26 protein-coding genes, 1 tRNA gene and 1 riboswitch are annotated in these 25,425 nt (G+C 36.7%); of the genes, 12 read left to right on the forward strand and 15 right to left on the reverse strand.

What is annotated here, in order from left to right; all coding sequences use genetic code 11:
- Window positions 1-28: 28 nt before the first annotated feature.
- Window positions 29-143: riboswitch (TPP riboswitch) on the reverse strand.
- A 325-nt stretch (window positions 144-468) separates the two neighbouring features.
- Window positions 469-2,211, forward strand: coding sequence for a T9SS type A sorting domain-containing protein (locus ACQ33O_RS07545; RefSeq protein WP_430994960.1), 1,743 nt, complete (start codon window positions 469-471; stop codon window positions 2,209-2,211).
- 53 nt (window positions 2,212-2,264) lie between these two features.
- Here ACQ33O_RS07545 and ACQ33O_RS07550 read toward each other — a convergent pair whose 3' ends face one another.
- A complete protein-coding gene (locus ACQ33O_RS07550) occupies window positions 2,265-3,119 on the reverse strand; it encodes an alpha/beta hydrolase (RefSeq protein ID WP_430994961.1) in 855 nt (284 codons plus the stop codon).
- A gap of 65 nt (window positions 3,120-3,184) precedes the next feature.
- On the opposite strand from ACQ33O_RS07550, the gene ACQ33O_RS07555 reads away from it, so the two are divergent.
- From ACQ33O_RS07555 to ACQ33O_RS07575, 5 genes are all read left to right on the forward strand, one after another.
- Window positions 3,185-3,256: transfer RNA gene (locus tag ACQ33O_RS07555), tRNA-Met, on the forward strand.
- A 32-nt stretch (window positions 3,257-3,288) separates the two neighbouring features.
- Window positions 3,289-3,468, forward strand: a complete 180-nt coding sequence (locus ACQ33O_RS07560; RefSeq protein ID WP_430994962.1) for a GIY-YIG nuclease family protein — start codon at window positions 3,289-3,291, stop codon at window positions 3,466-3,468.
- Between the two features lie 254 nt (window positions 3,469-3,722).
- Complete coding sequence (era, locus tag ACQ33O_RS07565) at window positions 3,723-4,589, forward strand: GTPase Era (protein WP_430994963.1); 867 nt, start codon at window positions 3,723-3,725, stop codon at window positions 4,587-4,589.
- Window positions 4,590-4,679: 90 nt separating this feature from the next.
- The gene (gene der / locus ACQ33O_RS07570; RefSeq protein ID WP_430994964.1) at window positions 4,680-5,984 is read left to right on the forward strand and encodes a ribosome biogenesis GTPase Der; all 1,305 of its coding nucleotides are present in this window, start codon (window positions 4,680-4,682) and stop codon (window positions 5,982-5,984) included.
- 123 nt (window positions 5,985-6,107) lie between these two features.
- Window positions 6,108-6,368, forward strand: coding sequence for a hypothetical protein (locus ACQ33O_RS07575; protein ID WP_430994965.1), 261 nt, complete (start codon window positions 6,108-6,110; stop codon window positions 6,366-6,368).
- A 61-nt stretch (window positions 6,369-6,429) separates the two neighbouring features.
- Here ACQ33O_RS07575 and ACQ33O_RS07580 read toward each other — a convergent pair whose 3' ends face one another.
- The 12 genes from ACQ33O_RS07580 to lon all read right to left on the reverse strand — a co-directional run bounded on the left by ACQ33O_RS07580 (window position 6,430) and on the right by lon (window position 15,842).
- Window positions 6,430-6,792, reverse strand: a complete 363-nt coding sequence (locus ACQ33O_RS07580) for a hypothetical protein (protein ID WP_430994966.1) — start codon at window positions 6,790-6,792, stop codon at window positions 6,430-6,432.
- Window positions 6,785-7,351, reverse strand: coding sequence for an RNA polymerase sigma factor (locus tag ACQ33O_RS07585; protein WP_430994967.1), 567 nt, complete (start codon window positions 7,349-7,351; stop codon window positions 6,785-6,787). Before ACQ33O_RS07585 ends, ACQ33O_RS07580 begins: the two co-directional genes overlap by 8 nt.
- A 52-nt stretch (window positions 7,352-7,403) precedes the next feature.
- Window positions 7,404-7,793: a DUF1801 domain-containing protein gene (locus ACQ33O_RS07590; RefSeq protein ID WP_430994968.1), complete on the reverse strand. Its 390-nt coding sequence runs from the start codon at window positions 7,791-7,793 to the stop codon at window positions 7,404-7,406.
- A gap of 15 nt (window positions 7,794-7,808) precedes the next feature.
- Window positions 7,809-8,243: a sulfite exporter TauE/SafE family protein gene (locus tag ACQ33O_RS07595; RefSeq protein ID WP_430994969.1), complete on the reverse strand. Its 435-nt coding sequence runs from the start codon at window positions 8,241-8,243 to the stop codon at window positions 7,809-7,811.
- Window positions 8,244-8,276: 33 nt separating this feature from the next.
- The gene (locus ACQ33O_RS07600; protein ID WP_430994970.1) at window positions 8,277-8,819 is read right to left on the reverse strand and encodes an inorganic diphosphatase; all 543 of its coding nucleotides are present in this window, start codon (window positions 8,817-8,819) and stop codon (window positions 8,277-8,279) included.
- A gap of 23 nt (window positions 8,820-8,842) precedes the next feature.
- The gene (gene crcB, locus ACQ33O_RS07605) at window positions 8,843-9,214 is read right to left on the reverse strand and encodes a fluoride efflux transporter CrcB (RefSeq protein WP_430994971.1); all 372 of its coding nucleotides are present in this window, start codon (window positions 9,212-9,214) and stop codon (window positions 8,843-8,845) included.
- A gap of 10 nt (window positions 9,215-9,224) precedes the next feature.
- Entirely contained in the window at window positions 9,225-9,632 is a 408-nt protein-coding gene (locus ACQ33O_RS07610) for a hypothetical protein (RefSeq protein WP_430994972.1), read from the reverse strand.
- Window positions 9,633-9,715: 83 nt separating this feature from the next.
- The gene (locus ACQ33O_RS07615; protein ID WP_430994973.1) at window positions 9,716-10,258 is read right to left on the reverse strand and encodes a hypothetical protein; all 543 of its coding nucleotides are present in this window, start codon (window positions 10,256-10,258) and stop codon (window positions 9,716-9,718) included.
- A 129-nt stretch (window positions 10,259-10,387) separates the two neighbouring features.
- Entirely contained in the window at window positions 10,388-11,368 is a 981-nt protein-coding gene (locus ACQ33O_RS07620) for a PhoH family protein (RefSeq protein WP_430994974.1), read from the reverse strand.
- 154 nt (window positions 11,369-11,522) lie between these two features.
- Window positions 11,523-12,440: a pseudouridine-5'-phosphate glycosidase gene (locus ACQ33O_RS07625; RefSeq protein WP_430994975.1), complete on the reverse strand. Its 918-nt coding sequence runs from the start codon at window positions 12,438-12,440 to the stop codon at window positions 11,523-11,525.
- Window positions 12,437-13,363 (reverse strand): PfkB family carbohydrate kinase, encoded by a 927-nt coding sequence (locus ACQ33O_RS07630; protein WP_430994976.1) that lies wholly within the window; start codon window positions 13,361-13,363, stop codon window positions 12,437-12,439. The genes ACQ33O_RS07625 and ACQ33O_RS07630 overlap by 4 nt, the downstream gene beginning before the upstream one ends.
- A 79-nt stretch (window positions 13,364-13,442) precedes the next feature.
- Window positions 13,443-15,842, reverse strand: coding sequence for an endopeptidase La (gene lon, locus ACQ33O_RS07635; RefSeq protein ID WP_430994977.1), 2,400 nt, complete (start codon window positions 15,840-15,842; stop codon window positions 13,443-13,445).
- 330 nt (window positions 15,843-16,172) lie between these two features.
- Here lon and ACQ33O_RS07640 point away from each other — a divergent pair, with 330 nt between their 5' ends.
- The 3 genes from ACQ33O_RS07640 (at window position 16,173) to miaA (ending at window position 19,274) form a co-directional block, all read left to right on the forward strand.
- Window positions 16,173-17,585 carry a CCA tRNA nucleotidyltransferase gene (locus ACQ33O_RS07640; RefSeq protein WP_430994978.1) on the forward strand — a complete coding sequence of 471 codons (1,413 nt, stop codon included), beginning with the start codon at window positions 16,173-16,175 and terminating at the stop codon, window positions 17,583-17,585.
- 127 nt (window positions 17,586-17,712) lie between these two features.
- Window positions 17,713-18,294: an IS1096 element passenger TnpR family protein gene (locus tag ACQ33O_RS07645; RefSeq protein ID WP_430994979.1), complete on the forward strand. Its 582-nt coding sequence runs from the start codon at window positions 17,713-17,715 to the stop codon at window positions 18,292-18,294.
- Between the two features lie 89 nt (window positions 18,295-18,383).
- Window positions 18,384-19,274 carry a tRNA (adenosine(37)-N6)-dimethylallyltransferase MiaA gene (gene miaA, locus ACQ33O_RS07650; RefSeq protein ID WP_430994980.1) on the forward strand — a complete coding sequence of 297 codons (891 nt, stop codon included), beginning with the start codon at window positions 18,384-18,386 and terminating at the stop codon, window positions 19,272-19,274.
- Between the two features lie 43 nt (window positions 19,275-19,317).
- Here miaA and ACQ33O_RS07655 read toward each other — a convergent pair whose 3' ends face one another.
- On the reverse strand, window positions 19,318-19,893 hold the full coding sequence (locus ACQ33O_RS07655) for a DNA alkylation repair protein (RefSeq protein WP_430994981.1): 576 nt from the start codon (window positions 19,891-19,893) through the stop codon (window positions 19,318-19,320).
- 124 nt (window positions 19,894-20,017) lie between these two features.
- The gene (locus tag ACQ33O_RS07660; protein WP_430994982.1) at window positions 20,018-21,415 is read right to left on the reverse strand and encodes a urate hydroxylase PuuD; all 1,398 of its coding nucleotides are present in this window, start codon (window positions 21,413-21,415) and stop codon (window positions 20,018-20,020) included.
- A gap of 99 nt (window positions 21,416-21,514) precedes the next feature.
- On the opposite strand from ACQ33O_RS07660, the gene allB reads away from it, so the two are divergent.
- Genes allB through ACQ33O_RS07675 form a run of 3 tightly spaced genes read left to right on the forward strand, consistent with a single transcriptional unit; the run spans window position 21,515 to window position 25,408 of the window.
- A complete protein-coding gene (allB, locus tag ACQ33O_RS07665; RefSeq protein ID WP_430994983.1) occupies window positions 21,515-22,846 on the forward strand; it encodes an allantoinase AllB in 1,332 nt (443 codons plus the stop codon).
- Between the two features lie 5 nt (window positions 22,847-22,851).
- Entirely contained in the window at window positions 22,852-24,090 is a 1,239-nt protein-coding gene (locus ACQ33O_RS07670) for an allantoate amidohydrolase (protein WP_430994984.1), read from the forward strand.
- Between the two features lie 13 nt (window positions 24,091-24,103).
- Complete coding sequence (locus ACQ33O_RS07675; protein ID WP_430994985.1) at window positions 24,104-25,408, forward strand: hypothetical protein; 1,305 nt, start codon at window positions 24,104-24,106, stop codon at window positions 25,406-25,408.
- The last annotated feature ends 17 nt before the right edge of the window (window positions 25,409-25,425 follow it).

Genomic DNA, 25,425 nt, shown 5'->3' on the forward strand with positions numbered 1-25,425 from the left:
TGTGTCGAACATCCGGAATAGAAGCATCCGATGTAAAAGTGTATCTCCCTTCGCAGGTATTATCCTGAGCAGGTTATACGGGTATGATCTCAGCTGTTTTATATTTTGCCGGCAAAATATAATTGGCACCCCGGAAATTCTGACGATTAAAAGAGCGTTTTGTGGTGCAAAGTTATATCGCTTTTTTCTACACTTCCTAATTTTTTCTTTTAAATATCGGCTTCTTAAAAACTAATAGCTATTATTTTAAATGTGTAAATATTTATAAAATAGATACTTAGTAAGGATTTGGTTTGTTTTTAATTACGTCGATAAAAAATAATAGTTCTGCACAATAATTCATAAACTAGTTCGTTTTAATTTTTTATCCTCCATCCTACGGATGCATTTTGCATTTCTTCAAAAAAATCAATAGCTATTTTCCAATTCATTCTATAAAAAGCTTTAAACCTTGTAAACTTTTTTAGTATGAAAACTTTTTTCCTCTCAGCTTTTATGCTGATGTTATCGGTATGTACTGCACTGACAGTTACCGCACAAAACACTGATTTGCCTAATCCGGATGCAAATATTCAAACACTTCCTGTTGGTTCGTTTGTAATTGCTATGGATAATGCCAATCAAAATGCTCCCGGTTATTTCAACCTTAAATCGTATGGATTGATTGTTAGCTTACAAAATTTAGGTGTAAGATTAAGATGGGTAATAAAATCCGGTAAAGCTCATGGCGATGCTGATTTTTCAGTAACGGCAGAAAAGGCTTTCCCTACTTTTGTTGCGGCGGGAGGTACCCCTAAAGATTTTAAAGCGGGTCCATTCGTTATTTTTCCAACTGATACAGCATTGGCACGTATAGGGATAACATTATTTAATAATTCATTATCGAACAGTTCAAAAGTAAATATTTACAGAACTACGGCTTCTGTAAATGTTGATGTACGTTACGATCTGAAAGGGGTTAAACCTAAGGCTGCAATTTTAAATGATGGAGGTAAGGGATCTATTCAACAAGCCTTCATGGTTACAGCTTCTATTCCTACAACGAATTATGCAATTCTCGATTCTGCTGTTAATCTTTACAATGGTTGTTACACTTTTGCATCAGAACCACATAATGATGGTGGCGGTGGATTTCCTATCGATAGAATTGTAGATTCTTTGAAAGATTTTGTTGCACGAGGAGGTAATTTCTTAGCACAATGTCATGCTATTTCTACTTACGAAAATTTCAGACAAGTGCAATCATCAAATGGTATTACCGGTGGAGGGTCGGATTATAAAACTTCAAACGTATTAATTCCTGATGCCAATGTTGGCTATTCAAATGCAGATATGTCGTATGCTCAATTTGATGGAATTTTCAAAGCCAATCAAACCGGGTTTATGCAAACATGGCAACGTTTTCCTGGAGGAACAGCATTAAATAATTTTTATCCGGTAATAGTTGGTAACACAGCTGCTACTGATTCTATATTTGGAGCAACTGTAACCAAGCATGTTTCAGGTAAAGGCGGGTTAATATTTTATTTGGGTAACCATACTTTTTCAGGAAGTGCGGTTGAAGATCTAAATGGTCAAAGAATGTATTTAAATGCATTTTTAACTCCTGCTGCATATGCTAGCTGTCCTTTGTACGAATGTGTGGGTACAGCCTGTGGGCCATTACCAATAGTATTGTCTTACTTTAAAGCTAAAAAAAGCAGTGCCGGACAAGTTCAATTGAACTGGACAACCACCACTGAATTACAGGCTAAAGAATTTATAGTAGAAAGATCTTTTGATGGAATTAATTTTGTTGGCATACGGGTGATCGCAGCTCACGGTACGAGTAGCTCTACTTTAAATTATGATGCGATTGATCCTTCGCCTGTAAAGGGTTACAATTACTATCGTTTAACTGAAGTGTCGAATGACGGTAGAAAAACATATTCTGAAATTGTTTCCGTTTATTTCAGCGGTAAAAATATGGGATTGGAAATTTATCCAACTGTAACACATCAAAATATTACTGTTGATATGAACGCATTTGCCAATAACAACACTATCAGTGTATATGATTTGAATGGTAAAACCGTTATCAATAAATTAAGAGTAAGCGGTAATTCTGTTAAGCTTGATGTTAGCAATTTATCTGCAGGAACTTATATACTGAAAGCTGTTAGCTCAAATGGAACAATACTGCAAAACAGATTTGTTGTTGTAAAAAATTAATAATTAATAAAGGCCAACCAAAGCCCAACCACCTCATTTATTGAGGTGGTTTTTTATTTACCGAAAGCCCAAAGCAAAAAATCCGGTAATACTTTGCTCCAGCCTATATAGTTGTTTTGATCAGTTCCGGCTTCTTTATAAACAATGTCAGCGTCGGGGCAAACTTTTTTGTCTTTAATGATTTTAATTAGATCTTTTGTATGATTGATGGTTATGCTATCTTGATATCGGATCCCCTTTTCATCAGCATCATCTCCATAAAACCAATATTTTAAATGTGGTTTTTTTCTTGAAGATTTCATTACCGATAAGAGAATTCTGTCTGAAGCATCTGAGTAATCGGGAGTTTCAGTTGTAAATGCTCTTTTGCTAAAACGAAATGTTCCGGAGAAAACCCCAACCTTATCAATTTTATCAGCATGGTTCCAGGCAATATCAAAAGCTGATAAGCCTCCTAGGTTTTCTCCTGCAATAACAACCGATTTAAATTTTCTTACTCCAGCTTTCTTTTTTGCGAAATCGTATAATTCATTATCTATAAAAGATGCATACTGATCTGCCTTGCTGCCATTTTTTTTATAATCAGGAAAACCTGCGATGCCGTATTCCTGTGTTCTATCGCTTGCATGTATTGCAACGATAACTACCGGTTGAATTAATTTCTTGTTGTATAAACTATCAAGAATTTTTTTTAATCTGAATTTTTCTACATCCTGCCCATCATTCAACAAAAGTAAATTCAGCTCTTTTTTATCATCGGGTAATGGTGTGCTAATGATGGTTAACTTAATATGTTTCTGTAAATGACGACTATATATTTCATCTTCCTGTTGTTTTGATTTTTTTGTACAACTCAATGATAGAAAAGTCATAAGAGTAAAGAAGCCTATGATCCTGATGTGATTCATAAAAGTATTTTGTATAACGAATGTATATTATTTGGCTGGGAAACTGTATTTCCCTAACTTTGCACCGCGAAGTAGAGCAGCGGTAGCTCGTCGGGCTCATAACCCGAAGGTCACTGGTTCGATCCCGGTCTTCGCAACTAAAACGGCTCGTTAGTTTGAGCCTTTTTTTATGTTCTATGTTTACGTTCTTTATAGTGAGAGTTCTGACAAGATTTATATCGGATTTACATCTAATTTAAAGCAAAGGTTACTTTCACACAATGAATTAGGTAAAAAAGGATGGACAATTAATTTCGACCCTGGAAACTGGCTTATAAGGAAGAGTATAGCGTCAAAAGTGAAGCTATGAGGAGAGAGAAAGAACTGAAAACAGCAAAAGGAAGAGAATTTATTTGGTCTTTGATTAAACAAAAATTGTGAAATGTGGCTCATATCCGCCATCTGGCGGACACTGGTTCGATCCCGGTCTTCGCAACTAAAAAATTGAAGGCTCTAAAAGAGCCTTTTTTATTCTTGGTAAGTTGCAACTCAACTCAAAGAATTGATTACCTCCTCTAATTCTTATAGCTTGACGCTTGTGGCTTGCAGCTAAACGGCTATTAAATGAAATCTGGTTTTGTAAATATTTTCGGTAAACCTAATGCAGGTAAAAGTACATTGCTGAATGCACTGGTTGGTGAGAAATTAGCTATTGTATCCCATAAGGTACAAACTACCCGTCATCGTATCAAGGCAATTGTTACTTCTGATGAGTATCAAATTATTTTTTCAGATACACCGGGAATTATTGAGCCAAAATACAAACTGCATGAAAAAATGATGCAGGCAGTGAAAGGTAGTCTGGAAGATGCAGATGTAGCCTTGCTAATCACCGATGCAAGAGAAGAAGTGGAAGAGAGCCATGCAATTTTTTCTTCTTTAAAATTAAAAGTACCTGCCTTAGTAATTATTAATAAAGTAGATGCAGTTGACGAAGAAAAAATAAAATCTGCAATAGCATTTTTTAAAGAACAATCTTATTGTAAAGAAGTGATCGTTATTTCAGCACTTAAGAAAAAAGGGATAGACGATCTGTTAAAAACGATTGTTAATCATTTGCCGGAAGGCGTTCCTTTTTATGAAGGAGACGATATCAGCGATCTGCCAACAAAGTTTTTTGTAAGTGAATTGATCAGAGAGAAAATATTTTTGTTGTACGGGGAAGAAATTCCATATCATACCACTGTGTTGATACAGGAGTTTAAAGAGAAGACAACATTGATCAAAATACAAGCAGACATTATAGTACAGAGAGATACGCAAAAAGGCATTATCTTAGGAGAAGGCGGAAAGATGATCAAACAGCTTGGAACATTAGCCAGGAAAGACATTGAGGAGTTTTTGAGCAGTAAAGTATTTCTGGAATTATTTGTGAAGATCAGACCTAAATGGAGAGATAATGAAATGCAGTTGAAAGAGTATGGATATTAATATGATTTGAAAATTAGTTGATTTGGAGATTTGCAAGTTAAAACTCCGAATCATCATCAAATTCTCAAATCTCCAAATTTTCAAATTATTATGAGTTTTACAGTAGCAATAGTAGGAAGACCAAATGTAGGTAAAAGCACTTTCTTCAACAGAATGTTGGAGCAACGTAAGGCAATCGTAGATGATGTAAGTGGTGTAACCAGAGACAGACAATATGGTATAGCCGAATGGGCAGGTCAATCATTTAATGTAATTGATACAGGTGGTTTTGTCCCTAAAAGTGAAGATGTTTTTGAAAGAGAGATACGTAAGCAAGTGGCAATTGCTATTGAAGAAGCCGATGCAATTATTTTTATGGTTGATGCAGCAACAGGGATAACAGATCTGGATGATGCTATGGCACAAATGCTTCGCAGAACAAACAAGCCGGTCTTTTTGGTTGTGAATAAAGTAGACAATCACGAACGCTTGTTGGAAGCTTCTGAATTTTACAGTCTCGGTTTTGATAAGATACATTTTCTTTCATCCATCAGTGGTACCGGTACCGGAGACCTGTTAGATGATATTACAGCATTGATTGAAGAACCGGAGATAATAGTAGAGAAGCAATTGCCGAAATTTGCCATCATCGGTCAACCGAACGTAGGTAAATCGTCTTTGCTGAATGCGTTAACTGGGCAGGAGAGAACAATTGTTAGTAATATTGCTGGCACAACAAGAGATACAATTCATACTCATTACAATCTTTTCAATAAAGAGTTTATTTTGATCGATACCGCCGGCATCAGAAGAAAAGCCAAGGTTGATGAAGATCTGGAATTCTATTCAGTGATTCGTGCAATTAAGGCGGTTGATGAGGCCGATGTGTGTTTATTGCTCTTAGATGCTCAAAAAGGTATTGCTGCACAGGATCTCAGCATCTTTGCCATGGCCGTAAAAAAAGGAAAGGGTATTGTAGTACTGGTAAATAAATGGGATGTAATGGACAAAGAAACCAATACAGCCCGTGATTATGAAGTTGAATTGAAAAAGCGTTTTGCACCCTTCAGTGATCTTCCGATTATATTTGTTTCTGCTACAGAAAAAGTAAGGATAATGAAAGCCATGGAAGTTGCTTTGGAGGTTTATGAGAACAGACAGCAAAAAATTCCGACTTCTAAATTAAACGATATCATGCTAAAAGCTGCGGAAGCCTATCATGCTCCTGTAGTTAGAGGTCATCAGGTTAAGATCAAATATGTAACCCAACTGCCGGTGGTGGTGCCTTCTTTTGCTTTTTTCTGTAATTATCCCGATGATATTAAGAATCCGTATAAAAATTATCTGGAGAATCAACTAAGGGCAAAATTCAAGTTTACAGGGGTGCCCGTTCGTATCTTCTTCCGGAAAAAGTAACTTTTTACACTCATTTTATGAGTAAAACATGATTTTGTTAATAAATAGTTATCAAAATAGTTGTGAAATTTAAAAAATGATGTAGATTTGCGTCGAATTTTTAAAAACTCAAAAAAAATTAAAATGAAAAAATTACTTGCTATTTTAGCTGTTGCTGGTTTCATGACAGCTTGTAACAATGCTTCTACAGATGCAAATGCTGCTGCTGATTCTTTAAAAGTTGCTGATTCTTTAAAAGCTGCTGATTCTTTAGCGAAAATCGCTAATGCTGCTGCTGATACTGCTAAAACTGCTGTTGCAGATACTACAAAGAAAGCTGCTGATACAGCAAAAGCTGCTGCTAGTAAAATGGAAGGTGCTGCTAAAGAAGCTGCAAAACACTAATCCGTTATATAAACGATTTCTTGCAATAGGTCCCCTCGAGTATTCGGGGGGATTTTTGTTATTATCCTTTCAGGAATTGCTTAATTACCAGGTAGCTTATTATTATTAGCAAGATAATTAATATGACAGCGTAGTAAGTATAAGGTTGATCTTTCCACTTACGCTTATCTTTTCGGTTTTTATTTTTATCAAGATGCTTTTTCAACTCCTTGTTTAATTGCTCCGTATATGCTTGCAATTGATGTTTGTTTTCGATTTGCTGTAGCCCTTCCACGGCATCGTTCATAAAATCGTCATCCGCCATATTTTTTTCAATTTCATGGCTGGCTTCTTTAGACAATTGATTACTTAGATAATCCATCAACTGCTGGTTATCAATATCCTTATTGCTGTTAGATAATATGTTTTTCAACTCATCACTCATTTTTTTGCATCTGCAGCATTAGTATTTTTAAATTTCGTTTACCATTCTGAATATGGCTTTTTACTTGTAACAAGGTATAACCTGTTTGTTCTGTTATTTCCTGATAGCTCTTTTTCTTTAGGTAAAACAAAGTTACACATTGCTTCTGATCATCATTTAACTGTTCTAAGGCCATTTCCATAGCGTTTAACGCTTTATCCTTTTCAAAAATGGATGTACCCATTGTTTCTTCGGCAATTCCGTTTACTTTTTCGTTTAATTCAATACTGTATTTACCCTTGTCCCTCAATTTCATAAGGCAATGATTTTTTGCTACAGTATAAAGCCAGCTTTTGAAATAATCAACCTTATACTTTTGAAGTTCTGTTATAGCTTTAAGGAATACTTGTTGAACAGCATCTTTTGCTTCATCCTCATTTTTTAAATATTTCATGCAAACACCAAGCAGCAGGAGGGTATAACGTTGGAGTAAAATGCCCAGCCAACGATTGTCTTTATCTGCATGAAAATGCTCAAGCAGTTGATTATCGTTGATATGATCGAATTGATGTTGACTCAAAGCGGTTGTTGCTATTCGTTAGATGCAGGAAGTATATTATTCCACAAGATGATCAAACCAATCTTTCTAAAACACCCTTTCGTTTAACAATGTTTTTATAATCCCATTGAATAACTTTGGATTTTTCGAGCCATCGTTTCAGATCTTTTTTATTGATCTGTTTTACATCGGTATATCTTATCTCTGCTGCTTTAAAACTCCCTTCTTTTTGTAGTAATTCTTCATCAAATGATTGTCCGCTCCAAAATAACAAACGAATGCAGTTTTTTAATTTGCTGTAGCCAACAATAGGGTTTCCATCTAAAAACCAAACGGGATGAGCATGCCATATCTTATTTTCAGCTTCTTTTATTTGTCGATTTATCTCTTCAGCAAGTACATCACATATTTCTTTTTCGGCCGGAGTTTGAATATCGTTATATGACTGAGTGTTTTCGTTCATTTTGATAAATGAAATTTACTGTTTTATTTCTGTAGTAGTAGCGGCATTTTTATCTGCCTTCGGCTTGTCTAAAAACAACATCTTTATTGCCATAATGATCATGAACACTGCAAATATTTTCTTTACTGTTTCCTGCGGAAGACTTAATGAAATTTTGCTGCCGAAATAACTGCCGATCAAGAATCCAACGGCGAGGATACCTACTACTTTAAAATCAACATCGCCATGTTTGTAATATTGTAAAACGCCTAAAATGCCCACCGGTAAAAGAATCAATCCAAGAGAGGTTCCCTGAGCAGCATGTTGAGAAAATCCCAAAAAATAAACAAGTGCCGGAACAATGATAAGACCGCCGCCAACGCCAACCAATCCTCCAAGCATACCGGCTAAAATGCCTATTAATATTACAATCAAAATTGTTTGTATGTCCATGGTAGCTCTTTTTTTCATTAGGTGAATCCTGTTATTTATATACCCATGTAGTTACTTCCCCGGGAATTTTACTTTGTAAAAATCAATTGCTTCGTTGATGATTTTATATGCATCTTCCTTGTTTTGAAAATCATCTATTTCCACAACTTTATTTTCCAATACTTTGTACTGCTCGAAATAGTTTTTCAAAACTGCAATAAAATGTTTGGGTAATTCATCAATATCTGTAATATGATTTACAGTTGGGTCTTTAGTTGCAACGGCAATGATCTTATCATCTTTTTCTCCGTTATCAATCATCTGCATATTTCCTATAACCGTAGCCTCTACCAAGCATAATGGCTGAATACTTTCGCTGCACATTACTAAAATATCAAGCGGATCGCCATCTTGCCCTAATGTTTGCGGAATAAAACCGTAATTAACAGGGTAGTGGAAAGAAGAATACACAACACGATCTAATTTTAAAAGTCCTGTTGTTTTATCAATTTCGTATTTAGCTCTTGAGCCTTGTGGAATTTCTATCAGGCCATTTACAATGCTTGGTGCTTTTTTTCCGGTGCCGGCTCCATGCCAGGGGTGTAGTACGTACATACAAATGAGTTATGAGTTATGAGTTATGAGTTATGAGTTATGAGTTTGTATCCTAACCAGGCCGCAAAGATACCAAGTATGATACTTGCTGCAATATAGCCGATACTTAGAAGATATTTTCCGTTTTGTAAGAGTTGCAGATTTTCTACAGAAAAAGCCGAAAAAGTGGTAAATCCTCCACAAATGCCCGTAGCTAAAAATACCCGCCAGTTGTTATTAAATACTTCATTTTTTAAACTCATTGCCACCACTGCTCCAATAACAAAACTGCCGATAATATTTACAAGTAATGTAGCCCATGGTAATTGCTTATTTGTTATCACTAGAGAAAATAGATAACGTAACATCGATCCTAATGCACCGCCAACACCAACAAGTAGAAAGTTTTTTATCATGCAAAAAAAGTTAGAGATTGCCAGAAAAAGTGTATTTAAGATCGACAAGCCATTGGCCGCTAACCCGAACCATTTTTACTTTTTGTTTGAAATCTTTTTTATAAGAGTTGGAATAATTAATAATTGTGATCGAATCATTCACAGGACTGATATCATTTATGATTATATCAGCATTCTTGTATTGTTCAAGTTCATCTTTAGCAAAAGATCCGAATTTATTCTTGAAAACATCCATGAAGCCTTTATTGGCTTCATTTTGTAATACAAATGTATTCGCTTCTTCCATTTTATTATCTAATGCATTACGAATAAAAGCACGGGCAACATCAATATCTGTATTGGGCACCACAGTTTTATTGTTTCCGCAGGATAAAAGTAAAGAGGCTGTACAAAAGAATAATAATAGTTTCTGAATCATAGCTTAAAGTTAAACATCTTTCTATTATTGAAAATAAAAAAGCACCCTGTTTTTGCAGGATGCTTTTTTAACGAGTTGTAAATTTAATGTGATTCTATCTTTTTCAGCATAGAATCTATTGATTTCATGCCTTTCTTTTGGGCCTCAATAAATGAATCGATATTAAGTGATTTCATATTATCAGGACTCACTTTCAGGCTATCGAGTATTCTTGTACTTTCAGTATTAATGGCTTCTTCATCCATTGCGGCAAAATCTATTGCAACCTTCCATTCTCCACCTTCTTTTTTAAGTTTTAAGTTGTTGATTCGACCGGTTTTTTTTTCTTTTGTAAGAACGATGGCACTATCGCCTCCAATTTTAACATCGCCAAAATCAAAAGCATTTACATCAAAACTATTTGGCTCTTCTACGCCGCTGTTCTTAGATAATTCAAATATTTGAGCCATTTTATCCAGCCATTTTTTTGTATCGGCGGTAGATAGTTTTTTTGCAGTTTCAATATCCTTATTGCCAACAGCGTTAAAAAATGCAATTAACACAGTCTTAGGATCATCATTATTCTTGCAACCGGTAAACCAGAAGCCTGAACTCATTACAACACATACAAACAAAAATTTCTTCATACTCAGTTTTTATTTGAGTTCAAATATAATATTATTTATTTTTTTGAATTGAGTTAATGTTTACCGCTTATATAAAAAAAGAAGAGGCAGCTTTAAGCTACCTCTTTCCTGGAAACGGTTTCGGGTTTATCAACGAAGGTTATCATTTTTCATTTCCTGATCTTTATCCTTGTCGTATGCTTTAATAATTGCTTTTACTAATTTGTGACGTACCACATCTTCTTCATCTAATTCAATGTGAGCAATGCCATCAACATTCTTCAAAATACGCAATGCCTTGTCAATACCGCTACGCATATTTTTAGGAAGATCTATCTGAGTAGGATCACCTGTGATAATAGCTTTTGCGTTAGCACCAATACGTGTGAGGAACATTTTTAATTGTCCGTCATTGGTATTTTGTGCTTCATCCAAAATGATAAATGCATTGTCTAGTGTACGTCCTCTCATGTATGCCAAAGGAGCAATTTCAATTGTTCTTGTGGTCATATAGTAACCTAATTTGTCGGCAGGGATCATATCATCCAATGCATCGTACAAGGGACGTAGATATGGATCGATCTTTTCTTTCAGGTCACCCGGTAAGAAGCCAAGATTTTCGCCGGCCTCAACCGCAGGACGAGTAAGGATGATCTTTTTTACGGTTTTGTTTTTTAAAGCTCTTACTGCTAATGCAACTGCGGTGTAAGTTTTACCTGTACCTGCAGGGCCTATGGCAAAAACAATATCGTTCTTGTCAACAGCGCTTACCATTTTCTTTTGATTGGCTGTTCTGGCTCTTACGGTTTTTCCGTTTGGTCCAAAAACCAATACATCGTTAGGATTGCGGTCAACAAAATTGTCAACGATCTGTTGATCATCGCCACCTAATACCTGTTCAAAATAGTTTTCACTCATGTGACCATTGCGTTCAATGTATTGAACGATCAGGTCGATCTTTTCTTTTGCATCAGTGATCTGTTCAGGAGCTCCGCTGAGTTTTACCTGTGTACCACGACTGAGAATTTTTAATAAGGGAAATTTCTTTTTTAGGATATCAAGTTTGCCATTGTTAACTCCGAAGAATTCAATCGGGTTAACTGTTTCGAGGTTAATAATTGTTTCTGTCAAAGTGCAATGGGTTTAAAATTATCAAAATAATTCTGGAGATACTTACTGAATCATCTCTTTCCAAATTTAAACTATTGTGATTGATAAAACACAAGTATAGTTATACACACAATGTTAAAAAATGAGAAAATAAAATCTGATAAATTGTTCAAAATCACCTATGTGTAGTATAGGCTGCGGCGATTGTAGCACCAACTTTTGCATTGTGTAAGATGAGTGCAATATTTGTTTGAAGGCTTTCTCCTTCGGTATGATTGGCTATATACTGCAATAGGAAAGGGGTTACTTCTTTACCTTTGATATTTTTTTTCTCTGCTGCTGCTAAAGCTTCTTTGATGTATACTTCCATTTCATTTTTTTCTACCTCATACTCAACAGGGATGGGGTTTGCAATGAGGGCGGCACCTTCTAGTCCTAGTCGCCATTTTGTTTGTATCAAGGCAGCGATCTCTTCCGGTGAGTTTAATCGTAACGGTGATGTATAGCTGCTTTTTTGAGAATAAAAACTTGGAAATTCATCCTGTCCTAATGTAATAACCGGGATGCCCTTTGTTTCCAAATATTCCAGTGTTAATTCAATATCTAAAATTGATTTCACACCGGCAGATATTACAGCCACGGAGGTTTGTCCCATTTCAGTAAGATCGGCGGATATGTCCATACTATTTGCAGCACCTCTGTGTACACCTCCAATACCACCGGTAACAAATATTTTTATTCCTGCTAAAGAAGCAATACGCATGGTAGCGGCAACGGTTGTTGCGCCATATAATTTTTTACTTAAAACATACGGCATATCTCTCAGACTAACCTTCCAAACATTTTCCGCTTTGCCAAAATATTCAATTTGTTCTTTGGTTAGCCCTACATAACATTTGCCGTTAAAAATTGCGATCGTTGCAGGGATGGCGCCGTTATCTCTTACAGTTTGCTCTACTGCTAATGCTGTTTCAACATTTTTTGGATAGGGCATACCATGTGAAATTATAGTTGATTCCAATGCAACCACAGGTCGATTGTTTTCCAACGCTGCTTGTACTTCCGGGTGAATTTCTAACAGGGCATTGATCATAGCTTATAATATTTTGGTATGAGTTCTAATAATGTTTTTTGGCTGATGTGTGATGCAATGGCACCGTTCACTTGCAAAATTTCTGCAGATAATGTATGCGCTATTTTCAAACTGTCTGAATTATTCTTGCCAATATATTGTGCCATGATGAAAGCGGCAAGGGACCCATCGCCGGCTCCCGTACAATCTACAATGTTTGTATCAGGTGCATCTAAATGAATGGTTTCTGTTGCATTGTATATTGTAGATCCTTTAGCCCCTCTGTGTAACCAAACATTTTTAATACCTCTATCTAATAATTCTTTTATTTGTGCTTCAACTGTTGTTGCAGTGTTGCTACAAAGGGCAGGTAATTCTTCTTCATTAGGAGTGATTAGATATACTCCCTTCAGATCTGCTCTTGTAACACTTTTTGCAGGCGGCACAGATACGGGTTCTATTATTAATGGTATGCCAGATTCGTTACTAAATTTTACCAGCCAGTTCACAGTGTCTACATCAATATTGGCATCTACCAATAAATAAGCTGCCGTAACTAGTAATGATTTTTGTCTTTCTAAATATTGCGGTGTAATATGGTACAATGCTGCATTAGATAATAGTGCAGTGAACATTGAACCATCGGGGTTAATGATAGCCGTATATTTTGCATTATGCGAAGATGAGGTAAAAGCAGCATTGATTTGTATTCCCGCTTTTTTACAAATTTGTTTTAACCAATCTCCTTCGGAGTCATTGCCAAAAACTGTAATTAGTTGTACGGGTATATTTAACAAGGATAAATTGTGGGCTATATTCCTGCTAACACCTCCGGCAGTTTTTGTTGAAGCTACATTGTTAGTGGTGTGCATCAGTATGGTTTCCGTAGCATGAAATAATTCATCTACTAATGCTGAGCCTATGCATACGACTGGTTTAGACATATATCAAATGTAATAAAACTAAATATACTATAAATTAAAATCCCTGCAAGTAATGCAGGGATTTTAAAGTTTTTTTGCTTTAGCTCAATGCAATATCCAAAACCTGCTGCATCGTTTTCACATAATGAAATTTCACACCTTTAATGTATTGCTGATTTATTTCTAAAACATCTTTTTCATTTTGCCAACACATGATGATCTCTTTCAAGCCTGCTCTTTTTGCAGCCAATACTTTTTCTTTAATGCCGCCAACCGGTAAAACTTGACCACGTAATGTGATTTCACCGGTCATGGCTAAGTATGGTTTTATTTTTCTTCCTGTAAATGCACTTGCCAATGCAGTCATCATAGTAATACCTGCACTCGGGCCATCTTTTGGAGTAGCGCCTTCGGGTACGTGTATGTGAACACTTTTCTTAGCAAACATTTCTGCATCAATGTCTAATTTTTTTGCATTGGCTTTTAACCATGTATAAGCAGTGGTGGCACTTTCCTTCATTACATTACCGAGATTACCGGTCATTTGAATGTCGCCTTTACCATCACTTAATTGTGTTTCAATGAATAGGATATCGCCTCCAACATAGGTCCATGCAAGACCAACAGCCACACCGGGCATATTGGCCATTTTATACATTTCGTTGCTGAATCTCGGCTTGCCTAAAATTCGTTCAACATCATTGGTTGTAAGTGTTGGTTTTAATTTATCTTTTGTTGCATATTCTTTTGCAAGATTACGCATGATGCTTGCCAATTGTCTGTCGAGATCACGAACACCACTTTCTCTTGTATAATCTTCAATTATTTTTTCCAGCACTTTATCGCTGATCTTAACCGTTACATTTTTTAGTCCGTGAGCTTCCTGTTGCTTTGGAACTAAATGCTGTTTTGCAATTTCAATTTTTTCTTCCACCGCATAACCGCTCAAGTCAATAATTTCCAAACGATCTCTTAATGCAGGTTGAATACTGCTCAATGAATTTGCCGTAGCAATAAATAAAACTTTACTCAAGTCATATTCCAATTCAAGATAGTTGTCATAGAAATTGGTGTTCTGTTCCGGATCCAACACTTCTAGCAAAGCAGAAGAAGGATCGCCATGTAAAGTGTTGCCCACTTTATCTATCTCATCCAGTATCATTACCGGATTACTACTTTTTATTTTACGGATAGATTGAATGATCCTTCCCGGCATAGCACCGATGTATGTTTTACGATGCCCACGTATTTCACTTTCGTCATGCAAACCGCCTAAACTCACTCTCACATATTTTCTTGCAATGGCATTGGCAATACTTTTACCCAGACTTGTTTTACCAATACCCGGAGGGCCAACAAAACAAAGTATCGGACTCTTCATGTCGCCTTTCAATTTTAATACAGCAAGGTATTCAAGAATGCGTTCCTTTATTTTGTGCATGCCGTAATGATCATGATCTAATACTTTCTTTGCTTTTTTGAGATCGTATGAATCAGCGGTATAATCTTCCCATGGAAGATCCAGCATCAGATCAAGGTGATTGTACACAATAGAATAATCAGGAGTGCTCGGATGCATCCGTTCTAATTTTTCTGCACCTTTCGTAAACATTTCCTTAGCAGCTTTCGGCCATTTTTTTGTTTCGGCTTTCTTCTGTAATTCTTTTACTTCAGCAACATTATCGCCACCCAATTCTTCTTTGATGGCTTTCATTTGTTGTTGAAGAAAATATTCTCTCTGTTGTTTATCTAACTCAGCTCTTGTTTTATTCGTTACTTTATTTTTTAATTCAGTATACTGCAATTCTGTTTGCATTAAATTCATCAACAACTCAGCTCTTGCTTTAATATTGTTGATCATCAGCAAACGTTGTTTGTCTTTCAGGTCACTGTTTAAATTGCTGCTAACAAAATGTATCAAAAAAGCAGGGTTCTCAATATTCTTTAAAATGATCGCAGCTTCGCTCGGAAGGTTAGGTGAGATGTTAATGATCTGTGCTGCAAGATCTTTTATACTGCCGATCATGGCATTGAAATCTGCATCGTCTTTTAAAACTTCTTCACTCAGTGTTGTGATCTTTGCTTTAAAATATGGATCTTCTGTAGTGATCTCATCTATCTTAAAACGTTTTTTACCTTGTATGATCACCGTTGTACCGCCATCGGGCATTTTGATCAATTTGGCAATTTTTGCCACCGTACCAATTTCTTCCAGATCGCTTACGGTCGGTTCTTCAATGCTACTGTCTTTTTGCGCTATAACACCTATCAATTTGTCAGCCTTATAGGCATCATTTACGGCTTTTATGCTCTTATCCCTGCCCACGGTGATGGGTATTACCACACCGGGAAACAAGACTGTATTGCGTAAAGGTAAAAGGGCTAATTCGTCGGGAATAGGCGTTGCGTCTGCATTATCGCTATCATCTTCATTCAACGGAATGATCGGCATAAACTCCATTTCATCTTCCGGTCCCTGCAAATAAAACTTATCATTCATAATTTCTGTGTATATGGTCAAAATGTCAAAACGCTCAGCTGCAACCGATTATTTTGTGTGAAAGTATATATTGGCAAGTTTAATGCCAAGACGATTTGGAGATTTGTAAATTTGATGATTTGGAGATTGTTGATGAGGAGAGCTGTTCCACTTTCTTTTTTTTGAGGGCAAGCATTTGTGCTACTATTGAGCATAGTTGTGTCACTCCCTTGTACGGCTTACCTATATTGAACTTTTAGATCAAACCTCTATTTACGCACTTTCACTAATAAAAAAATAAACTAACGTTCTAAGTTCCCCCTTTAGGAGGCAGGGGGTATCTTTGCGGCAATGTATATTGATTGCGACGATAAAGAACTGTTTATTTTAAAAAAAATTGCTAATGCTGCTGAAGAGATCGGTGTGCCTAGTTGTGTCATCGGGGGATTTGTGAGAGATAAGATCATCGGCAGACCAACGAAGGATATTGATATTGTTTGCATCGGGGATGGTATTGCATTAGCACATAAAGCCGCAGAAAAATTTAATCCTCAACCGCAAGTAAATTTTTTCAAAAACTTTGGCACAGCACAAATAAAAGTTGATGATATTGAAATTGAATTTGTAGGAGCAAGAAAGGAAAGCTATGATTTTAACAGTCGTAAACCTGCTGTTGAAAATGGTACGTTAGAAGATGACCAAAACAGACGGGATTTTACGATCAATGCATTAGCAATCAGTTTAAATAAAGAGAATTACGGGGAATTGTTAGATCCGTTCAATGGATTGGAAGATATTGATAAAAAGATCATTCAAACACCTTTAGCACCGGCACAAACTTTCAGCGATGATCCATTGAGAATGATGAGGGCTATTCGTTTTGCTTCGCAATTACAATATACCATTGAAGAAAAAACCTTTGCAGCTATTAAAGAAAATGCGAAGCGAATAAAAATTGTAAGTGGAGAACGCATTGCAGATGAGCTGAATAAAATATTGATGTGTAAAAAGCCTTCGGTGGGGTTTGATCTGTTGTACAAGAGTGGGTTGTTGCAGATCATTTTTCCGCAAATGGTAGCGCTTGCTGGTGCAGAGTACATTGATGGCAAAGGGCACAAAGATAATTTTTATCACACATTACAAGTGGTTGATAACATTAGTGAAAACACAGACGATCTTTGGTTAAGGTGGGCTGCTGTTCTACATGATATAGCCAAACCTGTTACTAAAAGATTTGAAGAAGGTCATGGCTGGACATTTCATGGGCATGAAGTGGTGGGGGGCAGGATGGTGCCGAAGATCTTTACTCAACTCAAATTACCACAAAATGAAAAAATGAAATTTGTGCGTAAGATGGTGGAGTTGCATTTGCGTCCTATCAGTCTTACTAAAGAGAATATAACAGATTCGGCTATACGAAGATTGTTATTTGATGCCGGAGAAGATTTTGATGCATTGATGACCCTGTGTTCGGCAGATATTACATCCAAGAACAAACAAAAAGTACAGCGCTATTTACAAAATTTTGAAATGGTAAAACAACGTTGTGCCGAAGTGGAAGAAAAAGACCATTTACGCAACTGGCAGCCACCTATCACCGGCGAGCTGATCATGGAAACTTTTAATTTACCCCCTTCTAAAACAGTGGGTATTATTAAAGATGCAATTCGTAATGCTATTTTAGATGGAGAAATAACGAGTGACTATGATGCAGCGTATGCGTTTATGATACAGAAAGCTAAGGAACTTGGATTTACGATGTAAGATGTACGATTTACGATTTTCTTTAGATCAATAATTCCCTTTGTTTCAGTGATGTTCCTCAAATCGTACATCGTAAATCGTAATTCGTAAATAATTTTACTACTTTTACAGTACCAAACAAATCCGCATGGCAATTTTAAAATTCAGAATATATTGGGAAGACGATGATAGCGTCTATAGAGATGTTGTAATAAAACATACACAGAGTTTTGCAGATCTGCATGCAATCATTCTTCAAAGTTTTGAGTTTGATAATAAACATAAAGCTACATTTTATCGTAGCAACGATCATTGGGTAAGGGGCAGAGAGATCAGTCTGGAGAAGTATGATGATAAACAATATGCGGTAGAACCTTTGATCATGGGTGATGTAGTACTTGGTTCGGAGATCAGAGACCCGAATCAGAAATTTGTTTATGTATATGATTTTAATAAGCACTGGACTTTTATGGTGGAGCTTATTAATGTTGATAAAGAAGAAAATAAAAAACTGACTTACCCTTCTTGCATTCGTACAGAGGGATTAGCACCTTCACAATACGGAACAAAAGGATTGGTTGACAGTCGCCTTGCTGAGGTAGAAGAGAAATACGATCTGAATCCGACATCAATGATGGATGGTTTCAGTGAAGAAGATGAAGATGGCAATGCTGCCGAAACTGAAGAGGAAGGTGCTGCAGAAGAAGGTATGGAAGGCGAAGACTTTTAAAGAAAATTATGGGTTATGAATTATGAGTTATGAATTGTCAGGATTAAAAGCACTCATAACTCATAATTCATAACCCATAACGCATAATTTTGAAAACCTGTATTGTAATTGTTGGTCCCACCGCTGTTGGTAAAACGGCCTTTGCTATTGAAGTAGCAAAACATTTTTCTACACAAATTATTTCAGCTGATAGTCGCCAGTGTTTTAAAGAAATGAACATTGGTGTTGCAAGACCTTTTGAGGAGGAACTAACTGCAGTGCATCATTATTTTATTTCATCCCATTCTATTCAGGAAACTGTAAATGCCGGCACGTTTGAAAAATATGCACTGGATAAAGTAAACGAAATATTTTCTACTAATGATATTGCCGTAATGGTTGGTGGTACAGGTTTGTATATTAAGTCTTTCTGTGAAGGTATTGATGAAATTCCAGCTGTTAAAGAGGAGGTAAGACAAACAATCATCACCAATTATAATAAGGGTGGTATTGAATGGCTGCAAGAGCAAATCGAAAAAAATGATCATCAGTATTTTGTGAAAGGCGAAATATTGAATCCTCAAAGAATGATGAGGGCATTGGAAGTTAAATTATCTACGGGGAAATCTATCATTGAATTTCAAACGAGAAAAAAACAACAAAGAGATTTTAATATCATCAAGATCGGTTTAGAAATGCCGAGGGAATTGTTGTATGACAGAATAAACAAAAGGGTAGATTTGATGATGGAGAAGGGCTTATTGGACGAAGTGAAAAGTTTATTGCCTTACAAAGACCTCAATGCCTTACAAACAGTTGGTTATACTGAGTTGTTTAAATATTTGTCGGGAGAAATTTCTTTAGAAGTTGCCGTTGATGCAATCAAGCAAAATAGCCGTCATTATGCAAAAAGACAAATGACCTGGTTTAAAAAAGATGAAACAATAAAATGGGTGAATGATTTGAAGATATGGAAATTTGAAGATTTGGAGATTGGATAATGCTTTTCAATTCGAATGGTTTTCTCATTTCCAAATCAAAAAGTTATTTTCCCTTAGCAAAATTCTTTTCAATCCACGCCACCGCTTTCTTCACATAATACTCCTCATCGTTTTCAACGCCTTTAGTGAGTTTCTTAATTAGTGGATGAAGGGATTTGTCTCTTGTGTACCATTCAACCAAAACCAGGCTCAATCTACGTTTCCAGAAATTTTTTGAAGTGTTGAATTTTGTAGCCAATGCAAAAATTTCTTTCTGGTGCGTTTTAACGATCAGCTTTGTGCTTTGCATACCAATAGTGTCACACACTGCCCAATCCTCAATGGCATCTGCGAAGTATTCAATAAACTGTAATGTTTTAGCAGGATCTTGTTTCGCTATCTTACCCAGGATCTTTGCGGCCAATACTTTTTCTTCATAAGCAGCTTTATCCCACAATTCTTTCACTAATTCGAAACCACCTGTTTTGTATTGTGCGGCCAATTCGTTTAATACTGGCATTCTTACACCGTAGGCTTTTTGAGTACTGCCCGGAACAAATTTTTTGTAAGCATGCAATCCTTCAGGAGTAGCATTATCTAATAAAGCTTTTTTAATAGCCGTATATTCATTCGAAGGCATGATAGTGATTTGATGATTTGGAGATTTGAAAATTTGAAAATGATTTGGTGCCAATTACTTTGAATGAATCTTAACATAGGTTACTTTATTCATCATCAAATCTCCAAATCATCAAATTTTCAAATTACTTTGTCTTCGCCCCTTGTTCTATCCAGCAACGGAGCAAATCCCTTTCTTCCGGAGTCATGCTTGTTTTGTTGTTCTGCGGCATTGTTTTGGTGATCACTGCCCTTTCCATAATCTTATCTTTCATTTTAACGATCTCGTCAGGTGTGTCAAATTTAACACCGTTAGGTGGAGCTGTATAAACATCATCCGTAGGTTTGCTCGAATGGCAAGGCGTACATCTTTGAGAAATGATACTGTTTGCAGTTACAAAACTAACAGGTTTACATTCGCCGGTATTTTTCTGCGGAGCAGTTACAAAACATACGCCGAGTAAAATAACAACTGATATAGGGAGTATCCAAATATTGTATTTGCCTTTTTCTTTTAAGTTAAGATAGTGCTTAACACCAGCCACTCCAACCGACATGCCGGCCAGAACTGCCCATGAGTAAGGGTTTCCGAAAGTACTTGGAAAGTGATTGCTGATCATAACAAATAAAACCGGCAGTGTAAAATAATTGTTATGTAAAGATCTTGCCAATGCATTTTTCCCGGGAGTAGGGTCGGGTGCTTTACCTTCCTTACCTGCAGCTACCATTATTTTTTGCGAAGGAATGATCACAAAGAAAACATTCGCAACCATAATACTGCCGATCATCGCACCAAAATGTATATATGCAGCCCTTGCACTAAATACATGTGCATAGAAATATGCAAAACCTGTAGCAATGATGAACCCAACCAATGCAAATAACAATGGTTTTTTTATTAAAGGAGATTTGCACATCAGATCATAAATGATCCATGCAACAATAAATGAGCCTACACCAATACCAACGCCAGCCCATGGGGAAATGTCCAACACATTTTTATCGATCAACATTGCAGATGCATTGAAATAATACACTACAAATAATAAACAGAAACCCGATAGCCAGGTAAAATATGCTTCGTATTTAAACCAATGTAAATGTTTAGGAATTGTTTTTGGCGCAACTTTATATTTTTCTAAATAATAAAATCCACCACCATGCACAGCCCAGAGATTGCCGGCAAGTTCATCTCGTACATCCTCGGTTCTGTTCAATGCATTTTCAAGAAATACAAAATAGAAAGAGGCACCGATCCAAGCAATACCAAAAGTTAGATGCATTAAACGAATAATAATATTGAGCCATTCCATTAAATGACTTTCATATGGGGTGCCTTTTACCACTACATAGGTGTAAGTAACCAATAATACAATCACTAATACCAATGCCGCATAATTCAAATTTTGAGAATTAAGCAGTGTGTTTTGGTATGGTTCAGGCTTATCTTCTTTCTTCTTTGCCAACGCATTGAAGACATAAGTCAATCTTACCAGCATCACCAGCATCATTCCCAATACACCATATACTAAAAAATGAACCATATATTATAATTGATATTAATAACAAGTTTAAAACTACAAAATTTATAGTTTTGTTTCGTAATTTTATAAAAATTGTATTAGTAAAATAAAAGAATAGACTTGTTAGCGATAAAAACAGACAGGATCGTATTGCCGGGTGGTATAAAGAAAGGTGTTGTGCTTATTAGTAAAGGAATGATCGTTGATGTGGTGGATGAATTGCCCGAAGGTAATGATCACGAACTTATTGATGTCGGTAATAAAATTGTAATGCCGGGTGTCATCGATCCGCACGTGCATATCAATGAACCTGGCCGAACAGATTGGGAAGGCTTTAATACTGCAACCAGGGCTGCTATTGCCGGAGGTTTAACAACTTTAGTTGATATGCCCTTAAACTCATCACCTGTTACAACAACAGTAGATGCGTTTGAAAGAAAGTTGGCAGCGACACAAAATAAATTGCATACCAATGTTGGCTTTTGGGGCGGAGTAATTCCAGGTAATGATAAAGAACTTGAAGGCTTGATAGAAAAAGGAGTATTAGGTTTCAAAGCTTTTTTAACCCATTCAGGTATAGATGATTTTCCAAATGCAACTGAGGAAGATCTTAGAAAAGCAATGCCGATCATCGCAAAACATAAATTGCCTTTGTTGGTGCATTGTGAGTTGTCCATTGACAATGGACTATGGACCACGGACAATGGAAGATCTTATCAAAATTATCTATCCTCCCGTCCAAAAAAATGGGAAGACGATGCTATTTCAATGATGATCCGTTTAAGTGAGGAGTTCAACTGTCATGTTCACATAGTACATTTATCCTCTGCAAATTCTGTAGCACAAATAGTTGAAGCAAAACAAAAAGGGTTACCAATAACTGTAGAATCGGGACAACATTATTTGTATTTTAACGCAGAAGAAATTCCTGATGGACAAACACAATTTAAATGCGCCCCTCCTATTCGTGAAAAAGCAAACAATGATTTGTTGTGGAAAGCGCTGGGAGATGGTGTCATCGATCTTGTTGCTACGGATCACTCACCTGCAACGCCTGATCTGAAAGAATTACGGACAGGTGATTTTATGAAAGCTTGGGGTGGGATAGCATCTTTGCAATTTGCCTTGCCGGTTTTACTGACGGCTGCAAAAAAAAGAAATTATACTATTGAAGATGTAGTGAAATGGCTTTGTGAGCATCCTGCAAAATTGATCGGGAAGGAGCATAATCGTGGAAAGATCGCAAAGGGATTTATTGCGGATATCATCATTGTTGATGATGAAAAAACTTTTACTGTCACTGAAGAAATTATACACCATAAACATAAAGTAACACCCTATTTAGGCCGTGAGTTGTCTGGTGTGGTTGAACAAACTTATTTAGGTGGTGCAAAAGTCTATGATAATGGAAGATTTATTGAGTTAAACAAGGGAAAGATAATTTTAGCATAACGGTAATGAGTACATATTTACAAAGAGCGGAAAAGATAGTTGATCGTATAAACGAACTGGCTGCCATCAGCGAAGATAGCAGTTGTGTGACTCGTACATACGGCACTCCCTCATTTGTTGAAGGGAGTAAAAAAGTATTGACATGGATGAATGAGGCCGGCTTGCAAACGCATATAGATAACATCGGCAATGTTCGAGGTAAATTAGTAAGTAAGAAAGCGGGTGCAAAAACATTTGTCATTGCATCGCATATTGATACAGTAGTAAATGCAGGAAAATTTGATGGCCCCTTAGGTGTGATAATGGGTATCGATCTTGTAGAGCATATTAAGAACACAGATATTGATTTCAATATAGAGATCATTGCTTTTAGTGATGAAGAAGGCGTTCGTTTTCATACCACATTTTTAGGCAGCAATGTTGTTACAGGGAATTTTGATACAGTTCTATTAAACAAGAAAGATGCTAATGGTATTTTATTAAGAGAGGTCATTACAAGCAATGGAGGTAATCCAAATCAATTGGTGCAGGATGCCATACCAAAAGAAAGCTGGTTAGGCTATTACGAAATGCACATTGAACAAGGGCCTGTGTTGTACGAAAAAAATATTCCTGCTGCAGTTGTGACAGCTATAGCCGGACAAAAAAGAATTGAAGTAGCTTTAGCAGGTTTTGCCGGTCATGCCGGTACAGTGCCAATGGATATGCGACAAGATGCATTGGCTGCAGCAGCCGTTTGTATTTTGGCAATTGAAAGATTTGGGTTAGAAAATAAAGATCATATTGTAGCTACCGTAGGCAAATTAGAGGTAAATCATGCGGCAAGTAATGTAATACCGGGTAAGGTGGTTTTCAGTATCGATCTCCGTGGGGCGTCGGCAACTTATTTAGAACAGGCTTATCATACGATCGAGGAAATATGTACTACCATTTGCAAAGCAAGAAATATTGGAATTGAGTGGAACTTGGTACAAGAAACAGCTCCGGTACTTTGCGATAAAAATTTGTCTAACTTGCTTTCCGGGTCAATAAAAGAAGCCGGTCATTCTGTGATTGAGTTGGTAAGTGGTGCAGGACATGATGCAATGGCTGTGGCAACTGTATCACCGGTTTCGATGCTTTTTATAAGATGTTATAAAGGCATTAGTCATAATCCTTTGGAAAATGCAGAAGTAAATGATATAGCAGAAGCAATAAAAATTTCTGAAGCTTTTATACAAAATTTAATTCAACAACATTCATAATAAATTCAACTGTATGAGAAAAGTTTTTTTACTACTGATAGCGGTTTGTCTTATGCAAACAATTGCTTTTTCACAAGTGGGTATCGGAACCACATCACCTAATGCCAATGCTGCATTGGATATTACTTCAACCGATAAAGGATTGATCATTCCCCGTGTTACTACTGTAAAAAGATTACAGATGGCAAACACTGCCGGGTTATTAGTATACGATACTAACGATAACGCATACTGGTGTAATAATGGAAGCGGATGGAGTAGGATCGCATCTTTACCACCGGCTGTTGGCACCGGTGATCTCTTATATTGGAATGGAACAGCCTGGGCAATATTGCCAGCAGGTGTTAAAGGACAAATATTAAGGGTATGTGATGGAGGGCTTACCTGGAGTGCATGTACGCCAATTGTTGCAACAGCATCAATCACGAATGTTACGGCAACAGGTGCAACAAGCGGTGGTTTAATTACCAATGATGGCGGTGCAACAGTTACTGCAGCAGGTGTATGTTATGCAACAACTCCTTTACCTACTTTAGCCAATAGCTTCACTACAAATACTCCTGTTGCCGGAGCTTTTATTAGTAATCTGTCTGCCTTAACGGGTAATACACAATATTATGTAAGGGCCTATGCAACCAATAGCCAGGGTACATCGTATGGTAATCAGGAAGTGTTTACTACATTGTCAAACAATCCGATTACATTAACAACTTCACCATTTACACTAAACTTTGATGGGGTTAATCCGGCATTACCTACAGGTGTAAGTATAAAGACAGGAGCCAATGCAACTACATTAGGCAATGATGCTATATATAACAACACGAACAATTATCATTGGGCTACTGTATCTGCCGGTGCCCGTAGTTATGCTTCAGCAACAGGTTTGACTTCTGCTACTGATTCGGCCACACAGGCTGCTGCAACGAATAGGGCAATCGGTTACAGACAGACAGGCGGTAGTGGAGATCCGGGTACTGCATTCGTATTTAAAATAGCTAACACAACAGGTAAATCAAATTTCAATCTGAGTTTTTTATTACAATCGCTTGATATAGCCAGTACAAGAACTACAACATGGGCAGTAGATTATGGTTTTGGCGATGCGCCTGTTTCATTTACTCCTGCAGCTCCTGCAGGCACAGTTACAACAGGAACTTCTTTGTTTTCAAGTAATACTGTTACTGTAAATTTCGGATCGGCATTAGACAATCAAGCACAAACGGTATGGATACGGATTGTTGCATTAACAGCATCAACGGGTAGTGGTAGCAGAGCTACAACGGCGATCGATAATTTTTCTTTATCTTGGAATTAATAACAAATAACAATTAA

Origin of the sequence: Ferruginibacter sp. SUN002 (assembly GCF_050611725.1) — a bacterium.
Lineage (GTDB): Bacteria > Bacteroidota > Bacteroidia > Chitinophagales > Chitinophagaceae > Ferruginibacter.